This window comes from Streptomyces sp. NPDC050806, assembly GCF_055586425.1.
In genome coordinates this window covers 255570-275591 of record NZ_JBVJIF010000010.1, presented here as the reverse complement: position 1 = coordinate 275591, position 20022 = coordinate 255570, and the positions used below count along the sequence as shown (strand labels likewise).

Below are 20022 nucleotides of genomic sequence, written 5' to 3'. Positions count from 1 at the left end.
ATGCGTATCGCGCTGTGCCAGATGACCAGTTCGACCGACACCAAGGAGAACCTCGCGGCCGTGCAGGACCACGTGCGACGCGCGGCCGAGGCGGGCGCCCGCCTCGCGGTCCTGCCGGAGGCGGCCATGAGCCGCTTCGGCGTTCCGCTCGGCCCGGTCGCCGAACCCCTCGACGGCCCGTGGGCCGACGGCGTACGCACCGTCGCGGACGAGACCGGCGTGACCGTCATCGCGGGCATGTTCACCCCGGCCGCCGACGGCCGGGTCGCCAACACCCTGCTGGCCACCGGGCCCGGCGTGGAGGAGTCCTACGACAAGATTCACCTCTACGACGCCTTCGGCTTCCGGGAGTCGGACACGGTGGCCGCGGGCGACCGCGTGGTGACCATTGACGTCGACGGCGTCCGCGTCGGGCTGGCGACCTGCTACGACCTGCGGTTCCCCGAGCTGTTCCGGGCACATGCGGACGCGGGCGCCGTCCTCTCCGTACTGCCCGCCTCGTGGGGCGCCGGGCCCGGCAAGCGGGAACAGTGGGAGCTGCTGGCGCGGGCCCGCGCCCTGGACGCCACGTCCTGGGTCGCCGCCGTCGGCCAGTCCGCACCGGAACCCGACGCCGACCCGGAGCAGCCCACCAAGGCCCCCACGGGCATCGGCCACAGCGCCCTCATCGGCCCGGACGGCACGGTACGGGCCCGGCTCGGCGCGGCACCGGAGCTGCTCACGGCCGACGTCGACCCCGCGGAGGCCGACCGGGTCCGGCGCGCGGTCGCGGTCCTGGACAACCGCCGGCTCTCCTGACCGGCGCTCACGTGCCTGGGGCGCCCGTGCCGGGCCCCGGCCCCGCGCCTCAGGCGGCCAGCAGGATGCGCTGGGTGGCCTGGAGATGGCTGTCGATGGCGGCGCAGGCGGCCGCGCCGTCGCCCGCCGACAGGTGGTCGAGGATCTCCTGGTGTTCCGCGAGCACCTCGTCCTGCCGGTTCCCCGCCCGGTACAGGGCGGTCACGCCGGCCCGGATCTGCCGGCTGCGCAGCGCGTCGTACTGACGGCTCATCAGTGTGTTGCCGACGGCCGCCACCAGCGTGGCGTGGAAGCGGTGGTCGGCGGCGATGAACTCGCGGGCCGAGTCCGCACCGCGCAGTGCGTGCTGTTCGGCCAGCACAGCGGCCATCTCCGCCACGGGGGCGGTGCCCTCCCGGGTGGTCCGCTCGGCGGCGAAGCGCTCGATGAGCGCGCGCATCTCCATCAGCTCACTGATCTCGCGGCCGGACAGCGGAGCGATGTGCGCACCGCGCTTGGGCACCAGCCGCACCAGGTCCTCGGCGGCCAGCAACAGCAGCGCCTCCCGGATCGGCGTGCGCGACACCCCGATCCGGTCCGCGATCTCCTGCTCGGAGAGGAACCGGTCCTGCATCTCCGGGTCGGTGAGCACGCTCTCCTTGAGGTACGCGTACGCCTTCTCTCGTCCCGACTGCACCGACTCTCCCCGCTCCCGTCGCATTGCATACAACCTGTATGCGAAATTACCACGAAGCGGGGAGCACGGTGGCCGACACCGCTCAGGTCAGGGCCTTGCGGACCTTCCGCACGAGCTTGACCAGACCCCAGACGGCGAGGCCCCCGAAGAGGAGCAGGACCAGGACGGCCTGCCACAGCGGCATCTTCCCGTGCCCGGTGGACGACGAGCCGCCGTAGCCCGGGCGGGAGGAGAACCCACCGCTCTTCGACGTCCTGGAGCCGCTCTTGCTGACGCCGCCACTGCCACCACTGCTGCCCTTGCCGCCCATGCCGCTCATCGACGTCTGCACGGCGTGCGAGGCGGAGTTGCCCACCGGCACCGCCTGGGCCGTGCCGGCCGTCGCCCCGAACAAGGAACCTATGAGGAGAAGTACGGCCGCCAAACGCATGAGAGAACCCCGTGGTGTGAGTGGTGTGATTCGTGTGGGTGGGACGTGATGGTGCGTTGTGCTGGTGCGTTGTGCTGGTAAGTCGTGACGCTGGACCTGCAGATGATCGCGCCGGGGCGCGGCGTTGCACCCTAGAGCATCAGGCGCTATCGGGGGAAACAGCGGTCACCCAACCGCTCCCCGCAGCCGGAAGGAGCCGGCGACCGAGGCGAACAGGTCCGTCTTCGCTTCGTGATCGCAGGTGGCGGCCGAGGCGGTCACGGTGAACCCCCGGTGCCCGGCGGCCCAGGACCACTGTTCCGCTGTGATGGCGCCGGCCTCGGGAAGAGCGTGGTGGAACAGCCGCCGTGTGCCCGGGCCCGCCGGCCGCTCGTCCACCAGCAGGTAATCCTGGAGGTGGTTCTCCAGCGCCCGGCCCACGGCCTGTTGCCACTCCCCCGCGTCCGCGATGTCCTCGGCCGTGACGACGACGTTGGTCCGGAACGCCGCGCCGTCCCCCGGCTCCACCACGATCAGGGCGACCGGCGGCCCCGGGGACTCCACCGTCTCCCAGTGCTCCGGCAGCACGAGGCGGAATTCCGGGTGGTCGTACGGCTGCCATGCGGTGCCGGTCATGCGAGCTGCCCGGCCTGTTCCTCGATGAAGGCGGCGATCCGGCGCGCTTTGCCCCTGGCCACGTCGAATACGTAGGCGTCGCTCGCGGTGCGGACCACCAGCCTGGGGAACGGCGAACGCCTCCGGACACCACGTCGCGGGCGGCCGTCAGCACCCGCCCGGGCCGGCACCACTTCCACACCGGTGAGCTGGTCCGCGGGAATCGTCACCACGGTCGTCCTGCCACGCAGCGCGTCCTCCCGCTCGGTGGCGGCGAACCCCAGCCCCTGCGGATACCAGGCGAGGGTGCCCTCGACCGTTCCCTTGCGCGCCAGTCCGTGCTGCTGTTCCGCGGTATCCGGATCGTGCACCCAGCCGCCCTTCCACCGGGCCACGGGCTCGGACACGTTCCCGAAATTCCTGCCCCGTTCCTCCTGGCTGCTGAGCACGCCGGGAGTCCGCGCTGCGGAGGACTCCACGAAGGTCCCCAGCGCTCCCCGGGAGGCGGCCCCCTTGAACTCCTTCTTGTGCTCGCCGCGACGGAACCAGCCGGGGCCCCACCACTTCGGGGGATCGGCCACCCCGATGAACACCATGACGAGGCAGAAGAGGGTGACCAGTCCGAAGGGGATGATGAGCACCTTGGGCAGCCCGAAGAACATGCACACCCCCGCCCCGAAAAGCGGAAAGGCGAAGGCGGGAATGGCGATGAGCGCCAGCGCGGGGCCCCGGTCGATGGCCGCCCACGCGCGGGCCGACGGTGACCGCCCGCCCCAGCACCAGGCCACGTAGGCGACCCCCAGGCCGCCCGTAACGGCCCAGATCAGTCCGCTGATGCCCCAGGATGTGCCGTACTCGGTCTCCAGGTAACCACCGAGGAACGTCAGCGCCATGACGACGACGGGTGAACGGGGCGAGAAGACCGAGGGGGGTCGCTGCCGTGTCACTGCGAAATCACTTCCCCATCAGGCTGTTGAACCCGTCCGCGATCTTGCTGCCGACCCCGGAACCGGCCGCGGCACCGACGAGACCGCCCACCACCGCGCCCACCGGCGCGCCGACCCCGCCGAACGCGGCACCGACCGCCGCACCGGCCGCGGCGCCGCCTTCCGCCCCGCCCCACGCGCCGAGCGTCGTCCCGGTGGCCTTGACTCCCGTACGGGCCACCCGCTTCCCGGTCGACATGTTCGGGTCCTGGGAGTCCTGGCCCCACTGGCCCAGCCCGGACGTGACGGCGGTGAAGCCCAGACTCACCCGCCCGCCCCACTTGCCGACCGTCAGCCACTTGTTCCGGCTCGCGGCGGCATAGCCCTTGGCCTGCCAGTTCGTGCTCGACATCCGCCGGTAGGTGTTCTTCCACAGCGGCTCGTCCTTCCACGGCAGGTAGCCGTAGCGGCCGCCCGGCAGATACCCCCTGGGGGCGTACGTGCCGAACTTGTACCGGGTGCGCCACACCGCGGCGGCGCCGAGCCCCGTCGTCCCGAAGCCACCGAATCCGAGGTACTGGCGCTGCCGTTCGGCCCAATTCGTTCCGGGCCCGTCGTTCGTGGCGTTGATCTTGCCGACCGCGGTCTGCCGCGCCTCGTCGTGGGCCGCCACCTTGACGCGTACGGCCGACGCGATGCGGTCGTTCTCCTCGACCAGTTCCGGCTTGTGCCGCCAGCCGTCGCCCAGCGGTTTCGCCCTGGCGACGAGGTGCTCGGCATCGCGCTTCAGCCGCTGGAGCGACTGCTTGATCGGCGCACCGGCACCGGCGTACTCCTGAAGGGCGCCGGCGGCGGACTGGGCGGCCTCGGCGATCTTGCTCGCCTGCTGCTTCACCGGGAGCAGCTTCTCGCCGAGGACCGCACCGTTCGGCACGAGGTAATTCATGCCGATGCCCGCGGCCCACGCGCCGTCGATCTCCCCGCCCCTGCGCGCCAGCTCGGAGGCGTTCTTCCGTATCTTCCGGACCGCATCCTCCACCTCCCCGAAATGCACCTCGGCCAGGGCGGGAATCTCCTCCGGGTCGACCAGTGCCTCCACCACTTACCGGCCACCCCGCCCGAACTCGCCGTGCCCCGGGGAATTCGCGCGGTCAATGCCCCGGCGGGCATTGCCTTTCATTTCGTGGTCCCCCTCGTCGAATGCATGCGTCGCCCGCCCGGCGCCGTCCACCGTGCCCGCCACCCTGGACGCCATGATGCCGGTCTTCTGCTCGACGTCCCCCGACAGTCCGGCCACCGCCCCGGCGACCGGGCCACCCGCCGCAGCCCCCGCGTCGTCGAGCGCGTCGAGCAGCGCCCGCACGTCCGCGTCGATGTCGCTGCCCTGCCCGGAGGCCTTGTGACCGGTTTCCCGCATACCGCTCGGCGAAATGTCGAATTTGAGGCTCACCCCGTTGCCCTCTCACTCGGCTGCACGGATGCGTCCATCCGTACCGCCCCAGTGAACCGGACAGCGCGACACAAGGACAACCCCGATCCCGAAAGGCCCGCCGGTTATTGCACGGGATGTCGGAAACCGAAGGGCGAGCGCGGCATCATTCCCGCTCGCGCGACTTCAATGGAAATACAACCGGAAGTAAACAGACCGCCAATGGCCCGCCCATGAAACCCGCACCGGAACAGCCCGGCACCGCGCAGCCCGTGTCCCAACTCGCCCGCCGGCGCTACGTCCTCGGCCGGGCCGCGCGCCCAGGACGCGCCCGCCCTCGGGCGCGGTGCCGGTGATGCCTCCGCGTGTCAGGTGCCGGCACCGAGGTCCACGTCGAGGGCCTCGGTCTCCGTCCAGAATCCGTCGTCCGCCTCCTGGAGCCGCGCCGCGGCGTGCTTCAGGTGGCGGCGTGCGGCGGTGCACGCCGCCTCGGCGTCGCCGGCCTCGATGGCGGCCAGGATGGCGTGGTGCTCCTGCCGGACCGCCTCGAAGAAGTCCTCCCGCCGCGCCTCGTTCGCGCGCGTGACACGGATGCCGCTGCGCAGCACCTCGCCGAGGTACCGCAGGGTCGAGACCATCACCGCGTTCCCGGTGGACTCGGCGATGGAGCGGTGGAAGGCGAGGTCCTCGTCCGCACCGTCGCCACCGGCCGCGACCGCGGCGTCGATGCCGTCCAGGGCCTGCCGCATCCGCGCGAGGTCATCGGGCGTGGCGCGGGTGGCCGCCAGCGAGGCGGCCTCGCCCTCGATGGCCCGGCGCAGCTCCACGATCTGCCGCACCTTCGCCGTGGTGTCGGCGGCCTCGGCCTCCAGGTCGAGCGGCCGCGTACGCCGGGGCATGACGAAGACACCGAGGCCCTGGCGCGGTTCGACCAGGCCGGCGTTGCGGAGCCTGGAGACGGCCTCGCGTACCACCGTGCGGCTGACACCGAGCTGCTTGACCAGCTCGACCTCGGTCGGCAGCTTGTCGCCCTCGGCCAGCCGCCCGGACTCGATCTCGTCGGACAGCACCGCGGCGACCCGGTCCGCCAGCCGCACGGGACCACTCAACTTGGACAGCATGGTTTCAGTCTACGGACGGGGGCTCGTCGCCACGGACGGGACGTCGGCGGGCAGCACGTGGGCGGTCACCGCGTCGGCATGGTCCCGCAGGTAGTCCCGTACCACCGATTCGAAGCTCGGGTCGGGCTCCAGCCCGAGCGCGGCGGCACGGGCGTTGTCGAAGCGGGCCGGCCAGGACCCCACGATCGCCTCGACATCGCGGTCCGGCGCGACCGTCACCAGGTCGGCGACCGCGCCACCGGCCACCCGCCGCAGCGTGTCCAGCATCTCGCCGACCGTGACCGTGAGCGCCGGCAGGTTGACGGGCAGCCGGCCGTCGAGCCGGCCGGGGCCGGTGCCCCGCTCGGCCTCCGCGACGCGCAGGATCCCCTCGACCGTGCGCCGTGGCGAGGCCAGGGCCACCGCCAGGCCGGGGTCGACCGGGCAGGTCGCCGGGGAGCCCGCGAGCGGCTCGCGGACGATACCGGAGAGAAAGCCGGAGGCGGCCGCGTTCGGCTTGCCCGGCCGCACCGCCACGGTCATGAGCCGGGTCACGCGCCCGTCGACGAAACCGCGGCGGGTGTACTCGGCGACCAACTGCTCACAGACGAACTTCTGCACCCCGTAGCTGGACCGGGGCGTCGGCAGGGTCGCTTCGCTGACCACCGGCGGCAGCGGCAGCGCGGGATCGGGGCCGTAGATCGCGACACTGCTGGAGAACACGATCCGCGGCGTGCGGTCGCCGGCGGCCGACTGTGCCCGGGCGGCTTCGAGCAGCGCGCGAGTGGTGTCCACGTTCGCGCTCATACCGAGGTCGAAGTCCGCCTCGCACTCGGCCGAGACCGCGGAGGCGAGGTGGATCAGTACGTCCACCGGCTCCGCGAACAGCTCCTGAAGGCGGTCGGTCAGGTCGCCCCGCACGACGTCCACGAGGGGATCGGCCGTCTCCGGAGCCGCGGACGGTACGAAGCGGTCGGCGAGCACCAGCCGGTCGATCGGCGCACCGCCGAAGGTGCGTGCCTGCAGCAGTGCGCCGGCGACCTGCCGTCCCAGGAAGCCGAACCCACCCGTGATGACGATCCTCATGCCTGCTCTCCTCGGTAGTCGTGCAGCCAGCCGAGGCCCTCGCTCGTGCCGGCGCGGGGGCGGTACTCGCAGCCGATCCACCCGTCAAAACCCACCTCGTCGACGACATCGAAGAGGTGGCGGAAGTCGACTTCGCCGCGGTCGGGTTCGTTGCGGTCGGGTACCCCCGCGATCTGCAGATGGCCGACCCGGCCGGTCGGTACGTCGCGGCGCAGGGTCGTGGTGAGATCGCCTTCGACGATCTGGCAGTGGTAGAGGTCGAGTTGCACCTTGAGGTTGGCGGCACCCACCTCCCGCACCACAGCGTGCGCCTGCGCCTGCGTGCGCAGGAAGTAGCCCGGCATGTCCCGGCCGTTGATGGGCTCGATCAGGATGTCGACGCCCGCCGCCGCTGCCCGCTCCGCGGCCAGGGCGAGGTGGTTCAGGTACGTCGCGTGGTGCGCGTCCCGCTCGGCCGGCGACGCGTCCGGCCGTACCAGCCCGGCCATCACGTGCACCCGCGGACAGCCCAGCGCGGCGGCGTACTCCAGGGCCCGATCGAGCCCGGAGAGCGCCTCGGCCTCGCGTCCCGGCAGCGAGGCGATCCCGCGCTCGCCCGCATCCCACGCTCCTGGAGGCGCGTTGAAGAGCACCTGCCGCAGGCCGTGGTCGTCGAGCCGGCGGCGCAGCTCGGTGGCGTCGTGGTCGTAGGGGAAGAGGTACTCGACGGCCTCGAAGCCGTCCGCCGACGCCGCGGCGAAGCGGTCGAGGAAGTCGTGCTCGGTGTACATCATGGACAGGTTCGCGGCGAACCTTGGCATGGTGGCTCCTGCGTTCGGGGCGGACCGGGTCCGGTCGACCGTTTCGTGTCGGACCGGCTCCGGTCAGTGGTTTCGCGCCGGACCGGCTCCGGTCAGCGGTTGACGACCTGCTTCTTGGTGGTGAGCACCGCGGCGGCACCGACCAGGAGGCTGAGCGCCAGGACGTACATCGGGATCGACGCCGAGCCGGTGGCGTCCTTGAGCGCACCGATCATGTAGGGGCTGACGAAACCGGCGAGGTTCCCCACCGAGTTGATCACGGCGAGACCGGCCGCCGCGGCGGTGCCGCCCAGGAACGCGGTGGGGAGTGACCAGAACAGCGGCGCGCAGGTGAGCACCCCGGCCGCGGCGAAGGACAGCGCGATCAGGGACAGTACGGTCGACCCGGCCCAGCCGGCCGCCAGCGAGAATCCGACGGCGCCCATGAGGGAGGGGATGACGAGGTGCCAGCGGCGCTCGCGGCGCTTGTCCGCCGACGCGCCGAACACATTCATCGCGACGAGTGCGACCACGTACGGCACGGCGCTGAGCACACCGATCGTGAGGTTGTCCTCGATGCCCGTGGACTGGACGAACGTGGGCATCCAGAAGGTCAGCGCGTACTGGCCCATCACGAAGCAGAAGTAGATGAGGCACATGAGCCACACCCTGGGTTCGCGGAACGCGTCCAGGACCCGCCCGTGCACCGTGTGGTGGGCGGCGTCCTTCTCCAGCGCCCCCTCGACGACGGCCTTCTCCTCGTCGGTGAGCCACTTGGCGCCGCGCACGCTGTTGTCGAGGTAGAACAGCGTCGCCACACCGACGGCGACCGCGGGCAGCCCTTCGAGCAGGAACAGCCACTGCCAGCCCTGCCAGCCGTTCGCGCCGTGGAACCGCTCCATGATCCAGCCGGAGAGGGGGTTCCCGAAGATGCCGGCGACCGGGATGGCCGACATGAACATCGCGATCACCCGGGCCCGGCGGTACGAGGGGAACCAGTACGTGCAGTAGAGGATCACTCCGGGGTAGAACCCCGCCTCCGCGGCACCGAGGACGAACCGGAGCACGTAGAACGTCGCCTCGTTGGTGACGAACATGAACGCCGCCGAGACCAGCCCCCAGGTGATCATGATCCGGGCGATCCAGGTGCGGGCGCCGACGCGCTGCAGCATGAGGTTCGACGGAACCTCGAAGAGGAAGTAGCCGATGAAGAAGAGACCGGCACCGAGGCCGTACGCCGCTTCGCTGAACCCGAGGTCCGCTGACATCTGCAGCTTCGCGAAGCCGACGTTGACCCGGTCCAGGTAGGAGACGACGTAACACAGCATGAGGAACGGAACGAGGCGTCTGACGACCTTGCGGAAGACGGCGTTCTCACGGGCGAGACCGGCGGCCTCGGGCGCCGTGGCGGCGGGAGTGGGCATGAGGAACCCTTCGTGCGGCTCAGGGACTCTCTGACGGGGGAACGGGAGTGGGAATGGGGGGGCCGGGGAGGGAGGACCGGGTAGGGAGGACCGGGTAGGCGGGGATCAGGGAGGGGGCTCGTCACCAAGCGGCGCCGAATGCCGCCCTCAGTTCCTCGATCGCGTCGGCGGGGAGCGGTTCGGGCTGACGTCCCGTGGTCAGCCAGAGGCGCGCCGTCTCCTCGAGTTCTTCGAGGACGGCGAGCGCCGCGGCCGGGTCCGGGCCCCAGACCACGGGGCCCAGCCGGTCGAGCAGAACGGCTCTGATCGGTGTGCCACTCGCCGCGCGATCGGCGATGCGAGCGGTCACCAGGTCGGCCACGCGCGGGTCGCCGGGCCGGTGGTACGGAATGAGGGGAACGTGCCCGACCTTCATCACGTAGTACGGGGTGAGGGGCGGGAGCACGTCGTCCGGGCGCCACACACCGGCCAGGGTCAACGCGACCAGGTGCGTGGAGTGGGTATGGATGACGAACCGGGCAGTGGGGTCGGCGGCGTAGATGCGCCGGTGGAGCGTCAGCGTCTTGCTGGCCCGGTCACCGGCGAGCTGCGCTCCACCACCGTCGACCAGCGCGAGGCGCTGCGGTGCGAGGAAACCGAGAGCGGCATCGGTGGGAGTGATCAGGTAAGAGTCGTCCACCCTGGCACTGATGTTGCCGGCGCTGGCGTGAACGTACCCCCGGCCGAACAGACTGGTGCCCACCCGAACGATCTCGTGCCGCGCTTCGTCGACGGCGGTACTGGAAGGCGTTTCGTCGACGACGGCCTCGGAACGCGTTTCATCGACGGCCGTCTCGGAATGCTGCTGGTTCACGAGGTCTCCCGGCCCAGGCGATCAAAAGCGTCGCGGTCAAAAGCGTCGGTGAAGAAAGCGGGGCCGCCGAAGTTCCCTGACTTCAGGGCCATATGAAGCGTTTCCCCGTCGGGAAGGGCGGCCGCGCACCAGGGCACACCGGGGTCGATCTGCGGCCCGATGCGCAGCCCGGTGACGCCGAGCGCCTGCACGACCGCTCCCGAGGTCTCGCCCCCCGCGACGACCAGCCGGCGCACACCGCGCTCCACCAGCCCCTGTGCGATACGGGCGAGGGTACGTTCCACAAGTTCACCGGCCTCGGCGGCACCGAGCCGGCCCTGGACGGTGCGGACCGCGTCGGGCGCCTCGGTGGAGTAGACGAGGACCGGCCCGTCGGCGAGGTGCGACGCGGCGAATTCCAGAGCCTCACCGGCCACGTCCTCGCCGTCCGCGATACGCAGCGGATCCACGCTGAACGCGGGCCGCCCACTGCGCAGGAACAGCCGGACCTGCTCGTTCGTGGCGGTGGAAACCGACCCGGAGACGACAGCCGCGTGCCCGCCGGCCGGCGGCAACTGCGCGGCGGCGCTGGACGGCTTGAACCCCCAGTTCGCCGGCAGCCCGATCGCCAGACCGGAACCGGCGGTCACCAGCGGCATCCCCTTCACCGCGGCGCCCAGGCGCACCAGGTCGTCATTGGACACGGCATCAACAACAGCGATCTGACGGCCTTCCGCGCGCAAGGCACCGATACGCCCCTGTATCGCCTCTTCCCCCTTCCCCACGACCGCATGGTCGATGAGGCCGACCGCTCGCGTCGTCTGCGCACCGAGGACGGAGACCAGGTTGGAGTCGGTCATCGGGGTGAGCGGGTGGTGACGCATCCCGCTCTCGCTCAACAACACGTCCCCGACGAAGAGATGCCCCTTGAAAACCGTACGCCCATTATCCGGAAACGCCGGAGTAGCCACCGTGAAGTCGCTTTCCAGGGCATCCAACAGAGCCTCGGTGACCGGCCCGATGTTGCCGGCCGGCGTGGAGTCGAACGTCGAGCAGTACTTGAAGTAGATCTGCTCGGCACCCGCGGACCGCAGCCAGGCCAGCGCCCTCAGCGACGCCTCGACGGCATCGGCGGCCGGCACCGTCCGCGACTTCAGCGCGATGACCACGGCATCCGCGTCCACCGCCCCCTCGGAGCCGACCGCCGGCACATCGATCAACTGAATGACGCGCATCCCTGCCCGCACCAGATTGTTGGCCAGGTCGGTAGCGCCGGTGAAGTCATCGGCAATGCAGCCGAGTCGGATTCCCATGTTCAGTCAGCCCTCCGTCGGCTCGGGGAGGTCGATCCCCGGAAAGATCTTGATGACCGCACTGTCGTCCTCGGCTCCCAGCCCGGACGCCGCGGCCTGCAGAAACATCTGATGCGCGGTGGCGGCGAGCGGGAGCGGGAACTTCTCCGGCCGGGCGGAATCGAGCACGATCCCCAGGTCCTTGACGAAGATGTCGACCGCGGAGAGGGGTGTGTAGTCACCGGCGAGCACGTGCGCCATGCGGTTCTCGAACATCCACGAGTTCCCGGCGCTGTGCGTGATGACCTCGTAGAGCGCATCGGCCGGAACACCGGCCTTGATACCCAACGCCATCGCCTCGGCCGCCGCGGCGATGTGCACGCCCGCGAGCAGCTGATTGACCACCTTGACCTTCGAACCCAGCCCGGCCCGCTCCCCCAGCCGGTAGACCGTACTGCTCACGGCCTCCAGCACCGGATCCGCCACCGCATACGCGGCAGCCGACCCCGAGGTCATCATGGTCAGCTCACCGACCGCCGCCCGAGCAGCCCCACCGGAGATGGGTGCATCCAGATACAGCACGCCCCTCTCGGCCAGCCGCCCTTCCAGCGCGGCGGACCACCCAGGATCAACCGTCGAACACATCACGAAGACAGCCCCGGGCCTCAGCCGGTCGGCCGCTCCCCCGGCCCCGAACAACACCGCCTCCACCTGCGCGGCATTGACCACCACACCGACCAGGACATCCACCCCGGCCGCCAGCTCCCCAACGGAGCCGAACGCCGTCCCGCCCTCCTCCGCGAAGGCCGTGGCCACCTCGGCCCGCAGGTCATGAACCCCCACGTCATACCCCGCGTCACGCAGACTCCGAGCCATCCCGAGCCCCATGGCCCCAAGCCCCACCAGCCCCACCCGCGGCCGCCCCGCCCCACCCAGCTCGCCCATACCCACCCTCGCACTCGCTACGTCGTCACTACGCCCCGCCGCATTCCGCCACGGCCAGGACCTCGCCCAACCAGAGGGGGCGACGCGGTCAGGTCATATGATGACCTGAGGATGTAGCTGGGTACATTGTGATGTCGGTCACGCCGATGCACTGAGGGGCTTCGCCGCAGACGCACGCGCAGTTGACCTGCCTTACGCGGGATTCCCACGCGATTTCGGCTTCCCGGGTCGCCCGTCCGCCCCCACTACGCCCGTCAAATCGCCTACGAATGCGCTCGCAACGTCTCCGAAGGCGACTCGCCGAATTGTTCGCGGTATGCGAGGGAGAAGCGGCCCGGGTGGTGGAAGCCCCAGCGGGAGGCGACGGCGGTGACGGTTGTGGCGCCCGGGTAGGAGGCCAGGAGTTCCTTGCGTACGCGGTCCAGGCGGACCTCGCGCAGGTACGCGAGCGGGGTCGTGTCGAGGTGCCGGCGGAAGCCTTCCTGGAGGGCCCGTACGCCGACGCCGACGCATTCCGCGACATCGGCGACCGTGAGTGGCTCCGCGGCGTGCCCCTCGATGATTTCCATGGCGCGGCGGACCGCGGGCGGTGCGACGCGCGGCTGCTCGCCGAGCAACGCCGGTGTGTAGTTGTTGGGCTGGGCCATCAACAGCTGGGTCATGAGGAGTGACTCCAGCTGCTTCATCACGAGCGGCTGGCTCGTCATGCCGCCGGGGCCCTCCGCCTCCCGGCGCATGAGATCGACGACGTTGAGCCAGGAGCGGGAGCCCGGTGCGGTGAGGTTCATGCCGAGCGAGAAGAGGATCGGGCGGCGCACGGTGCGGCCGAGCAGACTGCCCAGGTGCGATTCCAGGGAAGCCCGGTCGAACCACACGATGAGCTGCGGATTGCCGCCACCCCAGCGCATGTCCACCTTTCCGGTCGGAGAGGGGACGGAAGCGAGTTCGGGGGAGGAAATGATCTCCTCGCGGCCGCAGGTGATTTCGGCGTAACCGGCGAGCGGGATCTGGACGAGGAAGAAGCTCTCCAGGTCGCCCGGCGTGATCCGGACTTCCGTTCCGTAATCGAGGTAGTACAGGCCCGTCCGATCGAAGGACGCACCGTGCAGCCGGGCGTCCAGCGTCGCCGAGCGCTGCACGATGCGCAGCTCATGCGGACAGAAGGCGCGGCCGACCTCGGCTCGCGCCTCCCAAATGTCCGCTGTATGAAACTGCTGGTGGTTTGCAAGGGGGAGCTCTTCAGCGGGCATGTGAACCTCCACCGCCGAGATACGCGACCGGGACAGCAACCCGCGTGATCCGGATAGCGAAGGTGATCTTGCCATACCAAGGTTGATCCCTGACCGCCGCGGACCCGAGAAGAAGTCAGGGAATCACCAATGCAGGGAGTGCCGGGCCGGACTGTGCTCGTCACGGGCGGAGTCACGCCCAGCGGACGGCCTGTCGTATATGAGCGGCTCGTCGCATGCGGGCAGCCTTTGGCGCGTGGGCGGCTCCTCGCATATGGGCAGCCTTTCGCATGCGGACAGTCGTCCGTCGTATACGGGCAGCCCGCCGCATGCGGACAGCCCGTCGCCTACGGGCCGCGCGTGCGACGGGCGGCCGGCGCGGCGAGAGCCGCCGAGGCCGTACCCCCGCGGCGCATCGCTGCGCCTCTGCGGCGCCGACTGCCTCCGCTCGCCGAGTCGGCCGGTCCCCACTAGCCGGCCGGGTGCTCAGGGCCCGCCCCCCGGACCTGGGCACCCGGCTGCCCGCGGCTGCCCGCCGGACCCCCCGCCGGCGGGCAGCCGCCTTCCGTATGGCCAAAGCCCCTCTGACCAAAGCCCCACTCGTCGACGCCGCCACGTCACCGAAGCGCACGACCCGACCCCCCAACCACTCGTCCCCGCCCCGGAGGCCCCCTCATGCGCAAGATCACCATCGTCGGAGCAGGCCAGGCAGGCCTCCAGCTCGGTATCGGTCTGCTGAGCCACGGTTACGACGTCACCCTCGTGTCCAACCGCACCGGAGACCAGATCCGCGAGGGCCGGGTCATGTCCAGCCAGGCGATGTTCGGCACCGCGCTGGCCCACGAGCGCAACGTCGGCCTCGACTTCTGGGGCGACGCCTGCCCGCCGATCGCCGGGCTCGGCGTGAACATCTCCGACGGTCAGGGCGGCCGGGCGCTCTCCTTCGACGCCCGCCTCGATGCCACTGCCCGCTCCGTCGACCAGCGCGTCAAGATGCCCCTCTGGATGGGCGAGTTCGCACGCCGTGGCGGCCGTCTGGACATCCGCGAGGCCGGTATCGAGGACCTGGAGCGCTACGCCGCCGAGTCCGACCTGGTGATCGTCGCGGCCGGCAAGGGCGAGATCGCCGGGCTGTTCGAGCGGGACGCCGAGCGTTCCCCGTACGACGCTCCGCAGCGCGCGCTGGCCCTGGCGTACGTCACCGGCATGGCACCGCTGCCCGACCGCCCCGGCGTCAGCTTCAACGTCATCCCCGGTGTGGGCGAGTACTTCACCATGCCCAGCCTCACCACCAGCGGCCCCTGCGACATCATGTTCTTCGAGGGCATCCCGGGTGGCCCGCTCGACTGCTTCGACGGGCTCACCCCCGACCAGCAGCTGGCGAAGTTCCAGGAGCTGCTGCGGACGTACGTCCCGTGGGAGGCCGAGCGCTGCACCGATGTGTCGCTCACCGACCAGAACGGCACCCTCGCGGGCCGCTTCGCGCCTACCGTCCGCAAGCCCGTAGCCACGCTCCCCTCGGGCGCGCAGGTGCTCGGCCTCGCCGATGTCGTCGTCCTCAACGACCCGGTCACCGGTCAGGGTTCCAACAACGCCTCGAAGTGCGCGGCCGCCTACCTCGCCGCCATCCTGGACCACGGCGAGCGCCCGTACGACGCCGCGTTCATGCAGCTGGCCTTCGGCCGCTTCTGGGACAACGCGCAGTCCGCCACGGCCTGGACCAACGCGATGCTCGGCGCGCCGCCGCAGCACGTCCTGGAGCTCTTCGGTGCGGCGAGCGCCGACCCCCGTGTCGCCGCGCGCTTCGTCAACGGCTTCGACGACCCGCGCGACTTCTTCCACTGGTTCATGGACCCGGCCGCCGCGAAGAACTATCTGGCGGCCGTACACGCCTGAGGGCTCGTCAGGGTCAGCGCAGCTCGCTCGCCGCGCATCCCCTGACGATGCGTCAATGGCAGCAGCACGTACGTAACGAGAGCAGGACAGCAGGACCATGAAAAGGATCGCGGTGATCGGCGCCGGGCAGGCGGGGGCCCAACTCGCACTGGGTCTCCAGGCGCACGGCTACGACGTCACCCTGGTCACCGACCGCGGCCCCGACGAGATACGTCGCGGCCCGGTCATGTCCAGTCAGTGCATGTTCGACACCGCGCTGCAGAGCGAGCGCGACCTCGGCCTGCACCACTGGGAGGACCGGGCACCGGACATCACCGGCATCGCGCTCTCACTCATCGGTCCGCACGGCACTCCGGAAGTCTCCTGGCGTGCGCCGCTGGAGGGCCCCGCCCACTCCGTCGATCAGCGGGTCAAGTGCGCGGCCTGGCTGGAGCAGTTCGCGGAGGGCGGCCGCGGCGAGATCGTGCTGCACGAGGCGGGCGTCAACGACCTCGAGTGGTACGCCCGTACACACGATCTCGTCGTGGTCTCCACCGGCAAGGGCGAGCTGAGCCGCCTCTTCCCGCGCAACGCCGAACTCTCCCCGTACGACCGGCCACGCCGCGCGCTGGCTCTGACGTACGTCACGGGAACGGCACCGCGGGAGGGGGAGGCCGCCGTCCACTACCGGATGGTCCCCGGCGTCGGCGAATACTTCTCCTTCCCCGCGCTCACCACCACCGGACCGTGCGACATCATGGTCTTCGAGGGCGTCCCCGGCGGCCCGATGGACTGCTGGGACGACATCCGCACCCCCGAAGGTCATCTCGGCCGCTCCCTGGAGATCCTCCGCCGGTTTTTCCCGGACGAGTACGAACGCTGCCGGCACGCGCAACTCACGGACAGCGGCGGCGTGTTGCGCGGCACCATCACCCCGACCGTCCGGCAACCCGTCGCCCGGCTCGCCTCCGGACGGCACGTCCTCGGCATGGCCGACGCCGTCGTACTCAACGACCCGATCACCGGCCAGGGGTCCAACAACGCCGCCCAGGCAGCGACCCACTACCTCGACAGCATCCTCCGCCACGGCACCGCCGAATTCACCCCGCAGTGGATGCAACGCACCTTTGACAACTTCTGGCGAGGCTGGTCCCAGTGGGCCGTCGGCTGGACCAACTCCCTACTGACCGACCTGCGCCCCCACCATCGCGAACTCCTCTCCGCAGCGGCCGAAATCCCCTCGGTCGCCGGCGCACTCGCCGCCGGGTTCGACGACCCGCGCACCCTCTACCGCTGGTGGTTCGAGGAGGCCGAGGCACACCGCTTCCTCGCCGAGAAGCACGCCCAGCACGCCGCCCGCTTCGACAGCCGCGAGCTGCGCCGCGCGCTGGGCCAGTACGCCACCGGCGTCACCGTGGTGACGGCTCGTGCCCCCGACGGCCGCAACGTCGGCATGACCGCGAACTCCTTCACCTCCGTCTCCATGGAGCCGCCCCTCATCCTGTGGTGTCCCGGCAAAAGCGCCCCGAGCCTGCCGGACTTCACCGACGCCTCGCACTTCGCCGTCCACGTACTGGCCGCCGACCAGCACCATCTCTCCCGCCAGTTCGCCACCCCGGCCGACGACAAATTCCGCGGTGTCCCCACCACCCCCGGCATCGCCGGCACCCCGCTCCTGGACGGCGCGGTCGCCCGATTCCAATGCCGCACCGTCCAACGCCTGGACGCCGGCGACCACATCATCTTCCTCGGCGAGGTCGAACAGTACGAGGCCGACGGCGGCGCTCCCCTGGTGTTCCACTCCGGGTACTACCACGTGGCGACGAAGCATCCGGACCTGTGAACGAGAAGACGGGCGACACCGAGCCGGGCCGAAGGCCGACGGCTGACGGCCGATGGCTGTCGCGCAACCAGCCGACGCCCCACCAGGCGCCCCACCACCGCCCCACTACACACCCATCCCTGCGGACCGGGCCCCTACGGGCTCACTATCCCCGAGGGCTCTCCGCCGCCTGAGACGTCTTTCCTCAGGACCGCGACCCGTGGATGTACTGATCGGCCCAGGCGCTGATGATGTGGGCGGCGCGCTGTGCCTGTCCTCGTGTGGTCAGGAGGTGGTCCGCTCCTTCGAGCGAGACGAAGCTTCGCGGGTGCCGTGCCTCGTTGAAGATCTCCCCGGCGTTGTCGATGTCGACCGTGTTGTCGGTAGGGGAATGCAGGACGAGCAGCGGCAGGTCCAGATCACGAATTCGGTCGCGGAGGCGAGCACGGCGGACGTCTTCGACGAAGGCGCGCTTGAGGACCAGGGTCCGCCCGCCGACGAACCACTCGTGCGATCCTTCGCCGAGAACGCGATCGACGACCGCGTCGTACTGTCGTTCGACGTGACTGGGGTCAGCAGGCGCCCCGATCGTGGCGACCGCGCGGACGCCGGTTGCCTCGGCCGCTGCGGCGATGGCAGCGGCGCCTCCCCAGGAGTGCCCCACCAGCAGGTCCGCCGGCGTCCCCCGCTCCGCCATCAGAGCTGCCGCACGGACCGTGTCCTGGACCTTGACGGTGAAGGAACCGTCGCCCCAGTCGCCGTCGGAGTCCCCGATCCCGAGGTTGTCGTAGCGCAGCATTCCGATCCCCTCGCGTGCCAGCTGCTTGCTGACGCGCGAGGCGGCCGGCGAGTCCTTGCCGAGTGTGAATCCGTGCACGAAGAGCCCCCAGCCTCGGATCTCGCCGTCCGGCAGATCGATCGCTCCGGCCAGCTCGGGGCCGACGACACTCTGGAATCGCACTTTTTCGCTCATGTTGTGATCACCTGGTGAGAGGGCTGTTCGTGGGGAGAGGGCTGTTCGTGGGGCGGGGGGAAAGCGAGGGCGACACCAGGCCGAGCGAGGTCGACACCGCCCGGTTTCCCGCGCGCTCCGAGCAGTGAAGCATGAACGCGGTGCCTGTCGCCCTCGGCGCGTCAGAAGGTCGGCTTCTGCACGGTGGCCGACTCGGTGGTGAGCAGCTCGGTGATCTCGTCGGCGAGGCGCGGGCCGAGCGTGCCCCAGCCGTCCTTGTAGCCGTACACGCCGGCCAGCGTGCGGGCTTCGTAGTCGCCGTTCATGATCTCGATGTCGGTGGCCGTGATGAGTGCCGGGTGGGCGACGCCGACGGCCGCCGAGATCTTCATCAGCTCCTTGCGCAGGGTGCGCAGGTAGTCGGCGGTCCGGGTGGCCTTCGAGACCGGGTCGATGCCGCGGGCCAGCCGCGCGTTCTGGGTGGCGACACCGGTGGGGCACTTGTCGGTGTGGCACTTCTGCGCCTGGATGCAGCCGATCGACAGCATCGCCTCACGCGCCACGTTGATCATGTCGGCGCCCAGGGCGAAGGCGACCGCGGCGTTCTCGGGCAGGCCGAGCTTGCCCGAGGCGATAAAGGTCAGGTCGTCGGTCAGTCCCCGTTCGGCGAAGACGCCGTAGACCCGCGAGAAGCCCATCCTGAAGGGCAGCGACATCGAGTCGCTGAAGGTCAGCGGCGCCGCCCCGGTGCCGCCCTCACCTCCGTCGATGGTCACGAAGTCGACCCCGCGGTCACCACGCGCCATCAGCGTGGCCAGCTCCTGCCAGAAGTCCATCTCGCCCACCGCGCTCTTGATCCCGACCGGCAGACCGGTCTCGGTGGCGAGGAGTTCGACGAAGTCGAGCATCGAGTCGACATCGCTGAAGGCGGTGTGCCGCGACGGGGAGGCGCAGTCCTTGCCGAGCGGAATGCCGCGGATGTCGGCGATCTCCGAGGTCACCTTCGCGCCCGGCAGCATCCCGCCCAGCCCCGGCTTGGCGCCCTGGGAGAGCTTGATCTCGATCGCCTTGACCGGGGCGCCGGCGACCACGTCCTTGAGCTTCTCGAGATTGAAGCTGCCGTCCTCGTTGCGGCAGCCGAAGTACGCCGTACCGATCTGAAGGACGAGGTCGGCGCCGTTGCGGTGGTACGGCGAGAGGCCGCCCTCCCCCGTGTTGTGCATCGCGCCTGCCAGCGCCGCCCCCTTGTTGAGCGCCGTGACCGCCGCGCCGGAGAGGGACCCGAAGCTCATCGCCGAGATGTTGACCACGCTCGCCGGCCGGAACGCCTTGGCGCGCCCACGCGGCCCACCCAGCACCTTGGCCGAGGGCAGTGGGGCCTGCGGATCGTGCGCGTCGGGCAGCGCCCCGGCGAACGTGCGCTGCTTCAGGTACGCGTGCCCTTGCATGTGCTCGACGTCGTTGTCGGTGCCGAACCCGAAGTAGTTGTTCTCCCCCTTCGACGACGCATAGATCCAGGTGCGCTGGTCACGACTGAACGGGCGCTCCTCGTCGTTGGAGGTCACGATGTACTGCCGCAGCTCCGGACCGATCGTCTCCAACATGTACCGCGCATGCCCGACCACCGGGAAGTTCCGCAGCAACGCGTGCTTCTTCTGGACGAGGTCACGGGCGGCCACCAGCCCCAGTGCTGCTGCGGTGGCTACGGCTATGCTCCGTGCGCGCATGTACGAATCTCTCCTCAATGCTCGACTCCATCGCCATGCGGTGGACGTCGTCGTGCCATGGCAGGCGTTGGGCGGCGGACACATCAAGCAGTCGTCAAGGTCCGTC

General features: G+C 70.4%; 19 protein-coding genes. 3 read left to right on the top strand and 16 right to left on the bottom strand.

Annotated features, from left to right (window positions below; genetic code table 11):
• A complete protein-coding gene (locus ACZ6WH_RS30645) occupies positions 1–798 on the top strand; it encodes a carbon-nitrogen hydrolase family protein (RefSeq protein WP_469732345.1) in 798 nt (265 codons plus the stop codon).
• Positions 799–847: 49 nt separating this feature from the next.
• On the opposite strand, the gene ACZ6WH_RS30640 is transcribed toward ACZ6WH_RS30645, so the two are convergent.
• The 14 genes from ACZ6WH_RS30640 to ACZ6WH_RS30575 all read right to left on the bottom strand — a co-directional run bounded on the left by ACZ6WH_RS30640 (position 848) and on the right by ACZ6WH_RS30575 (position 13561).
• Positions 848–1474, bottom strand: a complete 627-nt coding sequence (locus tag ACZ6WH_RS30640; RefSeq protein ID WP_399713043.1) for a GntR family transcriptional regulator — start codon at positions 1472–1474, stop codon at positions 848–850.
• 82 nt (positions 1475–1556) lie between these two features.
• The gene (locus ACZ6WH_RS30635; protein ID WP_469732342.1) at positions 1557–1868 is read right to left on the bottom strand and encodes a hypothetical protein; all 312 of its coding nucleotides are present in this window, start codon (positions 1866–1868) and stop codon (positions 1557–1559) included.
• Between the two features lie 201 nt (positions 1869–2069).
• Positions 2070–2519, bottom strand: a complete 450-nt coding sequence (locus tag ACZ6WH_RS30630) for a hypothetical protein (RefSeq protein ID WP_469732340.1) — start codon at positions 2517–2519, stop codon at positions 2070–2072.
• Positions 2516–3445, bottom strand: coding sequence for a hypothetical protein (locus ACZ6WH_RS30625; RefSeq protein ID WP_469732338.1), 930 nt, complete (start codon positions 3443–3445; stop codon positions 2516–2518). The genes ACZ6WH_RS30630 and ACZ6WH_RS30625 overlap by 4 nt, the downstream gene beginning before the upstream one ends.
• Before the next feature lie 7 nt (positions 3446–3452).
• Positions 3453–4526, bottom strand: a complete 1074-nt coding sequence (locus ACZ6WH_RS30620) for a hypothetical protein (protein WP_469732336.1) — start codon at positions 4524–4526, stop codon at positions 3453–3455.
• Entirely contained in the window at positions 4527–4874 is a 348-nt protein-coding gene (locus ACZ6WH_RS30615) for a DUF6507 family protein (protein WP_469732334.1), read from the bottom strand.
• A gap of 347 nt (positions 4875–5221) precedes the next feature.
• Positions 5222–5974, bottom strand: a complete 753-nt coding sequence (locus ACZ6WH_RS30610; protein WP_469732332.1) for a FadR/GntR family transcriptional regulator — start codon at positions 5972–5974, stop codon at positions 5222–5224.
• 9 nt (positions 5975–5983) lie between these two features.
• Positions 5984–7039, bottom strand: a complete 1056-nt coding sequence (gene denD / locus ACZ6WH_RS30605; protein ID WP_469732330.1) for a D-erythronate dehydrogenase — start codon at positions 7037–7039, stop codon at positions 5984–5986.
• The gene (otnI, locus tag ACZ6WH_RS30600; protein WP_432860294.1) at positions 7036–7839 is read right to left on the bottom strand and encodes a 2-oxo-tetronate isomerase; all 804 of its coding nucleotides are present in this window, start codon (positions 7837–7839) and stop codon (positions 7036–7038) included. The genes denD and otnI overlap by 4 nt, the downstream gene beginning before the upstream one ends.
• A 92-nt stretch (positions 7840–7931) precedes the next feature.
• Positions 7932–9242: an MFS transporter gene (locus ACZ6WH_RS30595; protein WP_469732327.1), complete on the bottom strand. Its 1311-nt coding sequence runs from the start codon at positions 9240–9242 to the stop codon at positions 7932–7934.
• Between the two features lie 121 nt (positions 9243–9363).
• On the bottom strand, positions 9364–10095 hold the full coding sequence (locus ACZ6WH_RS30590; protein WP_469732325.1) for a class II aldolase/adducin family protein: 732 nt from the start codon (positions 10093–10095) through the stop codon (positions 9364–9366).
• Complete coding sequence (gene otnK / locus ACZ6WH_RS30585) at positions 10092–11387, bottom strand: 3-oxo-tetronate kinase (RefSeq protein ID WP_469732323.1); 1296 nt, start codon at positions 11385–11387, stop codon at positions 10092–10094. The genes ACZ6WH_RS30590 and otnK overlap by 4 nt, the downstream gene beginning before the upstream one ends.
• 6 nt (positions 11388–11393) lie before the next feature.
• Entirely contained in the window at positions 11394–12311 is a 918-nt protein-coding gene (ltnD, locus tag ACZ6WH_RS30580; protein WP_469732321.1) for an L-threonate dehydrogenase, read from the bottom strand.
• A gap of 263 nt (positions 12312–12574) precedes the next feature.
• Entirely contained in the window at positions 12575–13561 is a 987-nt protein-coding gene (locus ACZ6WH_RS30575) for an AraC family transcriptional regulator (protein WP_469732319.1), read from the bottom strand.
• 654 nt (positions 13562–14215) lie between these two features.
• Here ACZ6WH_RS30575 and ACZ6WH_RS30570 point away from each other — a divergent pair.
• Together ACZ6WH_RS30570 and ACZ6WH_RS30565 are read left to right on the top strand one after the other, a co-directional pair.
• Positions 14216–15436: a styrene monooxygenase/indole monooxygenase family protein gene (locus ACZ6WH_RS30570; RefSeq protein ID WP_469732317.1), complete on the top strand. Its 1221-nt coding sequence runs from the start codon at positions 14216–14218 to the stop codon at positions 15434–15436.
• Positions 15437–15533: 97 nt separating this feature from the next.
• Entirely contained in the window at positions 15534–17258 is a 1725-nt protein-coding gene (locus tag ACZ6WH_RS30565) for a styrene monooxygenase/indole monooxygenase family protein (protein ID WP_469732315.1), read from the top strand.
• A gap of 184 nt (positions 17259–17442) precedes the next feature.
• Here ACZ6WH_RS30565 and ACZ6WH_RS30560 read toward each other — a convergent pair whose 3' ends face one another.
• Together ACZ6WH_RS30560 and ACZ6WH_RS30555 are read right to left on the bottom strand one after the other, a co-directional pair.
• Entirely contained in the window at positions 17443–18210 is a 768-nt protein-coding gene (locus tag ACZ6WH_RS30560; protein WP_469732313.1) for an alpha/beta hydrolase family protein, read from the bottom strand.
• A gap of 161 nt (positions 18211–18371) precedes the next feature.
• Positions 18372–19916: an FMN-binding glutamate synthase family protein gene (locus ACZ6WH_RS30555; protein ID WP_469732311.1), complete on the bottom strand. Its 1545-nt coding sequence runs from the start codon at positions 19914–19916 to the stop codon at positions 18372–18374.
• Positions 19917–20022: the final 106 nt, after the last annotated feature.

Bases quoted from the DNA above. Each gene is read 5' to 3' on its own strand.
- ACZ6WH_RS30645 (WP_469732345.1), top strand. From the start codon at position 1: ATGCGTATCGCGCTGTGCCAGATGACCAGTTCGACCGACACCAAGGAG.
- ACZ6WH_RS30630 (WP_469732340.1), bottom strand. From the start codon at position 2,519: ATGACCGGCACCGCATGGCAGCCGTACGACCACCCGGAATTCCGCCTC.
- ACZ6WH_RS30610 (WP_469732332.1), bottom strand. From the start codon at position 5,974: ATGCTGTCCAAGTTGAGTGGTCCCGTGCGGCTGGCGGACCGGGTCGCC.
- denD (WP_469732330.1), bottom strand. From the start codon at position 7,039: ATGAGGATCGTCATCACGGGTGGGTTCGGCTTCCTGGGACGGCAGGTC.
- otnI (WP_432860294.1), bottom strand. From the start codon at position 7,839: ATGCCAAGGTTCGCCGCGAACCTGTCCATGATGTACACCGAGCACGAC.
- ACZ6WH_RS30595 (WP_469732327.1), bottom strand. From the start codon at position 9,242: ATGCCCACTCCCGCCGCCACGGCGCCCGAGGCCGCCGGTCTCGCCCGT.
- otnK (WP_469732323.1), bottom strand. From the start codon at position 11,387: ATGGGAATCCGACTCGGCTGCATTGCCGATGACTTCACCGGCGCTACC.
- ltnD (WP_469732321.1), bottom strand. From the start codon at position 12,311: ATGGGCGAGCTGGGTGGGGCGGGGCGGCCGCGGGTGGGGCTGGTGGGG.
- ACZ6WH_RS30575 (WP_469732319.1), bottom strand. From the start codon at position 13,561: ATGCCCGCTGAAGAGCTCCCCCTTGCAAACCACCAGCAGTTTCATACA.
- ACZ6WH_RS30570 (WP_469732317.1), top strand. From the start codon at position 14,216: ATGCGCAAGATCACCATCGTCGGAGCAGGCCAGGCAGGCCTCCAGCTC.
- ACZ6WH_RS30565 (WP_469732315.1), top strand. From the start codon at position 15,534: ATGAAAAGGATCGCGGTGATCGGCGCCGGGCAGGCGGGGGCCCAACTC.
- ACZ6WH_RS30560 (WP_469732313.1), bottom strand. From the start codon at position 18,210: ATGAGCGAAAAAGTGCGATTCCAGAGTGTCGTCGGCCCCGAGCTGGCC.
- ACZ6WH_RS30555 (WP_469732311.1), bottom strand. From the start codon at position 19,916: ATGCGCGCACGGAGCATAGCCGTAGCCACCGCAGCAGCACTGGGGCTG.